The organism is Streptomyces sp. NPDC032161, assembly GCF_040636995.1.
Taxonomy (GTDB): domain Bacteria; phylum Actinomycetota; class Actinomycetes; order Streptomycetales; family Streptomycetaceae; genus Streptomyces.
In genome coordinates this window covers 1-6,719 of sequence record NZ_JBEZVN010000080.1, presented here as the reverse complement: position 1 = coordinate 6,719, position 6,719 = coordinate 1, and the positions used below count along the sequence as shown (strand labels likewise).

At 72.8% G+C, this 6,719-nt stretch carries 1 protein-coding gene; it reads left to right on the top strand.

The genetic code is table 11. The features are described 5' to 3' along the window. Nucleotides 1-71: 71 nt before the first annotated feature. A partial coding sequence (locus AB0E67_RS35855; protein ID WP_362034973.1) for an amino acid adenylation domain-containing protein occupies nucleotides 72-6,719 on the top strand: 6,648 nt, incomplete at its 3' end.

Sequence of the window (6,719 nt, the reverse complement as noted above, 5' to 3'; positions counted from 1 at the left end):
GTCTGGCCGCGTATGTGGTGACCGATGGTTCGGGGCTGGACATCGCCGGGGTGCGTGAGCATGTTGCGGCTGTGCTCCCGGAGTACATGGTGCCGTCGGCGCTCGTGGTTCTGGACGGGTTGCCGTTGAACGCGAACGGCAAGCTGGACCGCAAGGCTCTGCCGGCCCCGGAGTTCACCGGGGACGAGGCCGGGTACGTCGCTCCGCGCACGGGGACGGAACAGGTCCTGGCATCCGTCTGGGCCGAGGTCCTCGGGCTTGAGCGCGTCGGTGTCCACGACAACTTCTTCGACCTCGGCGGCGACTCGATCATCAGCCTCCAGGTCGTCTCAAGGGCCCGTCGCGCAGGACTCGTGCTCTCTTCCCGGGACGTCTTCCAGCACCCCACCATCTCCACCCTTGCCCCGCACGCCCGCCCTCTCGACGTCGATGCCGGCTCCCGTTCCCGGCTGACCGAGAACGGTACGGTCATCGGCGTCGTGGCCCCGACCCCCGTACGGGAGTGGTTCTTCGAGACCCACCCCGTGGCCCCCGGCCACTTCAACATGGCCGCCGCCTTCACCCTCCCGGACGGCACCGACCTCGGCGCCCTCCGCACCGCCGTCGCGGCCCTGGCGGCCCAGCACGACGCCCTGCGCTCCACGTTCGTCCAGGACGCGGAAGGCGTCTGGACCGGCCGGATCACTCCCGACATCGACCTCGACGCCGTTCTCACCTTCCACACGCTCCCCGAGGACGGCGACCCCGCCCCCGACACCGACGCCGAGGCACACTGGCAGGCGCTCGTGCGCGACGCACAGGCCGGGCTCGACCTCGCCACCGGACCCCTGGTGCGTGTGCTCGTCCGGACGGCGACGGCCGGACCCGTGCGTGTGGTCGTCGTGGCGCACCACCTGATCATGGACGGCGTCTCCTGGCGCATCCTGCTGGAGGACTTGAGCACGGCGTACGGGCAGGCTGCCGCAGGCCGACCGGTCGGCCTCGGCCCGAAGGGCACCTCCGTGCGGCAGTGGGCCGACCGGCTTGCCACGTACACCGCCAGTGGCGGCTTCGACGCCCAGCTGGCCTACTGGCGCGACGCGACCGCGGCGGTCACCTCGCGGATCCCCGTCGACCGCCCCGGGGGCGACAACACCGTGGCCTCCGAGCGCACGGTCTCGGTCTCCTTGTCCGCCGCGGAGACACGGGCCCTGCTGCTCGACGTCCCCGGGGCGTACCGCACGCGCCCCAACGACGTGCTCCTCGCCGCCCTGACCCGCGCCGTCGGCCCCTGGGCGACGGGCCGAGCCGATCGACCCGCGGAGGGCGGGGCCGCTCCTCGATGGGCCGTGAATCTGGAGGCGCACGGCCGCGGGGAGCTCTTCGACGACGTCGATCTCACCCGTACCGTCGGCTGGTTCACCGCCATTCATCCGGTCGCCCTGCCCGTCGCGTACGGCGACGACGACTGGGCCGACACCGTGAAGGCGGTCAAGGAGCTGCTGCGGGCCGTGCCCGACCAGGGCATCGGCCATGGCGCCCTGCGTCACCTCGGCAACGCCACCGGCCTGGGCGACGCTCCGGAACTGGCGTTCAACTACCTCGGGCACTTCGACGAGGGGACTTCCGGTCTGCACCGTTCCCTCGTCCTCAACCCCGGCGGCGAGCACCACCCGGGCGAACGGCGTACCCATCTGATCGAGGTGGTCGGCGCGGTCCAGGACGGCGTCCTCGCCTTCACCTGGGCCTACTCCGAGAACCTTCACGACCTCACGACCGTAGAGGACCTCGCCCACCGGTACGCGGACGAGCTGCGCTCCCTGGTCGCGCACTGCACCGCGCCCGAGGGCCCCTCCGGCTGCACGCCGTCGGACTTTCCCCTCGTCCGCCTCGCCCAGCACGAGGTGGACGCGATCGCCGCGCGCGTCGGCGACGCCCGCGCCATCGAGGACATCCTTCCGCTGACCCCGCTCCAGTCGGGCATGCTCTTCCACACGCTCGACGCGGCCGGATCGCCCGGATCGCCCGCATATCTCGAGCAGTTCACCTTCGTCATGGCGGGCGTGGGCGACGTCGGGGCCGTGGCGCGCGCCTGGCGGGCCGTCGTCGACGCCTCGGACGCGTTGCGCGTCTCCGTCGTCTGGGAGGGAGTGGCCGAGCCCGTCCAGGTCGTCCATCGCGCCGGGACGCGGCCACTGCCGGTGACGTACGCAGACTGGACCGATCGCACCGCCGACGAACAGGAATCGCTGCTCACGGACCTGCTCGCCGCGGACCGGTCCGTCATCACCGGCCTCGACGCGCCGTTGATGCGGCTGACGCTCGTACGGGTCGAGGAGGACGCCGTCCGCGTTCTGTGGTCCTTCCACCACCTGCTCATGGACGGCTGGAGCAGCGCCGCCGTCCTCTCCGACGTGGCCGCCCTCTGCGCGGGCGAACCCCTGCCGCCCCGGGAGCCGTTCCGCGAGCACCTGCGATGGCTCGCCGCACAGGACCATGCCACCGGGCATGCCTTCTGGACCGGCCGCCTCGCGGGCTTCGAGGAGCCGACGCCGCTCCCGTACGACCGTTCGCCGCGCGGCTCCCGACACGCACGTTCGGGGGAACGCGTCATTCTGGGTCTTCCCGACGCCACCGCGCACACGGTCGCGGACTTCGCCCGGCGCAACCGCGTCACCGTCGGCGCCGTCGTCCAGGGCGCGTGGGCGCTGCTGCTCGGCCGGTACGCGGGAACGCACGACGTCCTGTTCGGCACGACCGTCTCCGGCCGTCCGGCGGAGCTGCCGGGCGCGGAGTCGACGGTCGGACTGCTCATCAACACCGTGCCCGTGCGCGTCGTCACGCCGCCGGACGAGCCGGTGGGCGCCTGGCTGCGCCGCCTCGGCGACGCCCAGGCAGCGGCCCGCCCGTACGAGTACGTCGCGCTGCACGAGATCGAAGTGCCCGGCCTGCCGTCCGGCACGCCCCTGTTCGACAGCCTCGTCGTCGTCGAGAACTACCCGGTCGACGCCGCCGCCACCGCGCGCCACGGCATCACCCTTACCGGGCTCGACGCCGCCGAGTCGACCAACTACCCGCTCACCCTGACCGCGCGCCCCGCCGGAGAGTTCCTGCTCACCTTCGGCTACGACCCCGAACTCTTCGACGCCGCCACCATTCGGCTGATCGCCGCCCGCTACGCCCACGTCCTGGAGGCCCTGGCGGAGGCCGGGGACGCGGCCACCCTCGGCACCCTGTCGCTGACCGGTGCCGACGAGCTGACCCGCGTTCTGGACGGTGTGTGGACCGGCACGCTCGACGCGACCGCGGTGCCGGAGACCTCGCTGCCGGAACTCTTCGCACGGCGGGTCGCCGACACTCCCGACAGGGTCGCCGTGAGCGGTGCGTCCGGCACGCTCACCTACCGGCAGCTCGACGAACGCGCGGCCCGCCTGGCGAGCGCGCTGCGGGCGCGCGGAGTCGGCCGGGGATCCCGGATCGGACTGCTGCTCGACCGCTCGGCGGACGTCGTCGTCGCCATGCTCGCCGTGCTCAGGACCGGGGCCGCCTACGTCCCGCTGCACTCCGGTCACCCGGCGGACCGGATGCGCGCGATGCTCGACCGCAGCGGCGCCCTGCTGCTCCTCACCGACGGCGTCTTCCCGGCACCGGACGGCATCCCGACCCTCGACGTCTCAGACATCCCGACCCACGATGTCTCCGACATCCCCGGCGGCGACACCACGGCCCCGGCCGACGGGCCGACGCATGTCGCCCCGGACGCCGATGCGTACATCATGTACACCTCCGGCTCGACCGGTGAGCCCAAGGGCGTCGCCGTCACCCACCGGGACATCGCCGCCCTCGCCGCCGACCGCCGCTGGACGCACGACGCGCAGCAGCGCGTCCTGTTCCACTCTTCCCACTCCTTCGACGCCGCCACCTACGAGGTCTGGGCCCCGCTCCTCAACGGCGGCACGGTCGTCGTCGCCGACGGCGACCTCACGGCGACCGCCGTACGCCACGCCGTCGCCGAACACGGTGTCAGCGCCCTGTTCGTGACCACCGCCCTCTTCGGCGCCCTCGCCGACGAGGACCCGGCCTGCTTCTCCGGGCTCGGCGAGGTGTGGACGGGCGGCGAGGCCGCCTCCCGCCCGGCGATGCGACGCATGCTGGAGCACTGCCCCGACACCCGGCTCGTCCATGTCTACGGGCCCACCGAGGCCACCACCTTCGCCGTCTGCGGCCCGCTCGACACCGCCGACCTCGCCGACGGTGGGGCCGTACCGCTCGGCCTGCCCATGGACAACACACTCGCCTACGTCCTCGACGCGGCGCTGCGCCCGGTCGGCACCGGCCAGCCCGGTGAGCTGTACCTCGGCGGCCCCGGGCTGGCCCGCGGCTACGACGGCCGCCCAGGTCTCACCGCCGAGCGGTTCGTCGCCTCCCCGTTCGGTCCCGCGGGTGGTCGGCTCTACCGAACCGGCGACATCGTCCGGCGACGCCACGACGGCCGCCTCGAATTCCTGGGCCGGGGCGACGGACAGGTCAAGATCCGGGGCTTCCGCATCGAGCTCGCCGAGATCGAGGCCGCCCTTGCGCGCTGCGACGGCATCGGCCGGGTGAGCGTGCAGGCGGTCACCGCCGCCCGGCCGGGTGGCAGCGGCTCCAAGCGGCTGGTCGCCTACCTCGTCCCCGCGGCGCAGGAAGCCACGGCCGCCGAACTCGACGTCCGCCGCGTACGGGAGGAGGTCGCGGCTCTGCTCCCCTCGTACATGGTCCCCTCCGCGTACGTCGTCCTCGACGCCCTGCCCCTGAACTCCAGCGGCAAGGTCGACCGGCGCGCCCTGCCCGCCCCCGACCACGACCACGCCACCGCCACCGTCCACGAGGCCCCGCACGCCGGGGCCGAGGAGCGGATCGCCGCCGTCTGGGCCGAACTGCTCGGCAGCGGGCGAATCGGCCGGCACGACGATTTCTTCGACCTCGGCGGCGACTCCATCACCAGTCTCAAGGCCGCCTCCCGGCTGCGCACCGCGCTGGGCGCCGACCTCTCGCCGCGCGCCCTGTTCGACCATCCCACGGTCGCCTCGCTGGCCGCCGCCTGCGCCGCCGCGGCGGGCGCGACGACGGAGGCAGCGATCACCCCGGCGCCGCGCGGCGCGGGCCCGTTGCCGCTCTCCTACGCGCAGGAACGGCTCTGGTTCCTCGACGCCTTCACCCCCGGTGGCTGCGAGTACAACGTCGTCACCACCCTGCGTCTCACCGGTGTCGTCGACACCGCCGCCCTGCGCACCGCCGTCGCCGGGCTCGTCGCCCGCCACGAGGCACTGCGCACCACCTTCGACGCCGCCGACGGCCGGGGCGGTACCCAGCACGTCCACGACACCCTCGACGTGCCCGTGCGCACGGTGCGGGCGGCGAGCGAGGACGCGCACGAACGCACCCTGCGGGCGGAGGCCGCCCAGCCGTTCGACCTGCGCACCGGGCCGCTGTTCCGCGTGCTCCTCGCCGAGCGGGCAGGGCGGGACGAGTCCACCCTCATGCTGACGATGCATCACATCATCACCGATGGCTGGTCCATGGGCGTGATCACACGCGAGCTGAGCGCCCTCTACACAGCGGTGGTGGACGCGTCCCACGGTGACGCCGTGCTGCCCGAACCATCCCTTCAGTACCCGGACTTCGCGGTCTGGCAGCGTGCGCGACTCACCGAGGACGCCCTCGCGCCCCACCTCGACCACTGGAGCGAGCGGCTGGCCGGTCTCGAACCCCTGGAGCTGCCCACCGACCGGCCCCGCCCCGCCGTGCGGACAGGGCGCGGCGCCCTGCACTCCTTCCGCGTACCGCAGCGTCTCACCACGGCACTCGCCGACGCGGCGCGCGCTCAGGACGCGACCTTGTCGATGGCCCTGACCGCGGTCACACAGCTGCTGCTCTCGCGCTACAGCGGCCAGGACGACATCGCCGTCGGCACGGCCGTCTCGGGGCGCGAGCGCACCGAGCTGGAACCCCTGGTCGGCTTCTTCGTCAACACGCTCGTGCTGCGCACCCGCATCGACGCCCATGCCGACTTCGGCACGCTGCTGGACGACGTACGAGAGACCACCCTGGCCGCCTTCGAGCACCAGGCGGCCCCGTTCAGCCGCCTCGTCGAGGCCCTCGCCCCGGAACGCGACCCCAGCAGGACCCCGCTCGTCCAGGCCGCGGTCACCCTCCAGAACGCGCCGCGCGAGACGTTCGCACTGCCGGGGCTCTTGGTCGAGGAAGTCCTGCCGCCGGTCGAGACGAGCCCGTTCGACCTCAACATCGAGTTCGAACCCACGGACGGAGAGGGCCTGTTCGCCGTCGTCTCCTACAGCACGGATTTGTTCGATGCGGTGACGGTGGAGCGGATGGCGGGGCATTGGTTGGGTCTTGCGGAGGGGTTGGTGGCTGCTTCGGGTGTGGCGTTGGCGGAGGTGCCGATGCTGGGTGTGGGGGAGCGGGACCGGGTTCTGGTGGCCGGTCGGGGTGCGGTGGTGGAGTTCGACGGTCGTGTGTCGGTGGTCGAGGCGTTTGCCCGTCGGGTGGCTGCGGCGCCGGGTGCGGTGGCGGTGCGGTGTGGTGATGTCGTGCTGACGTATGCGGAGTTGGAGTCCGAGTCCGACCGTGTTGCCGCCGTCCTGGTCGAGGGGGGTGTGTCGTCGGAGTCCAGGGTGGGGCTGCTGTTGGAGCGGTCGGTTGATGTGGTGGTGGCGATGCTGGCTGTGTTGAAGGCC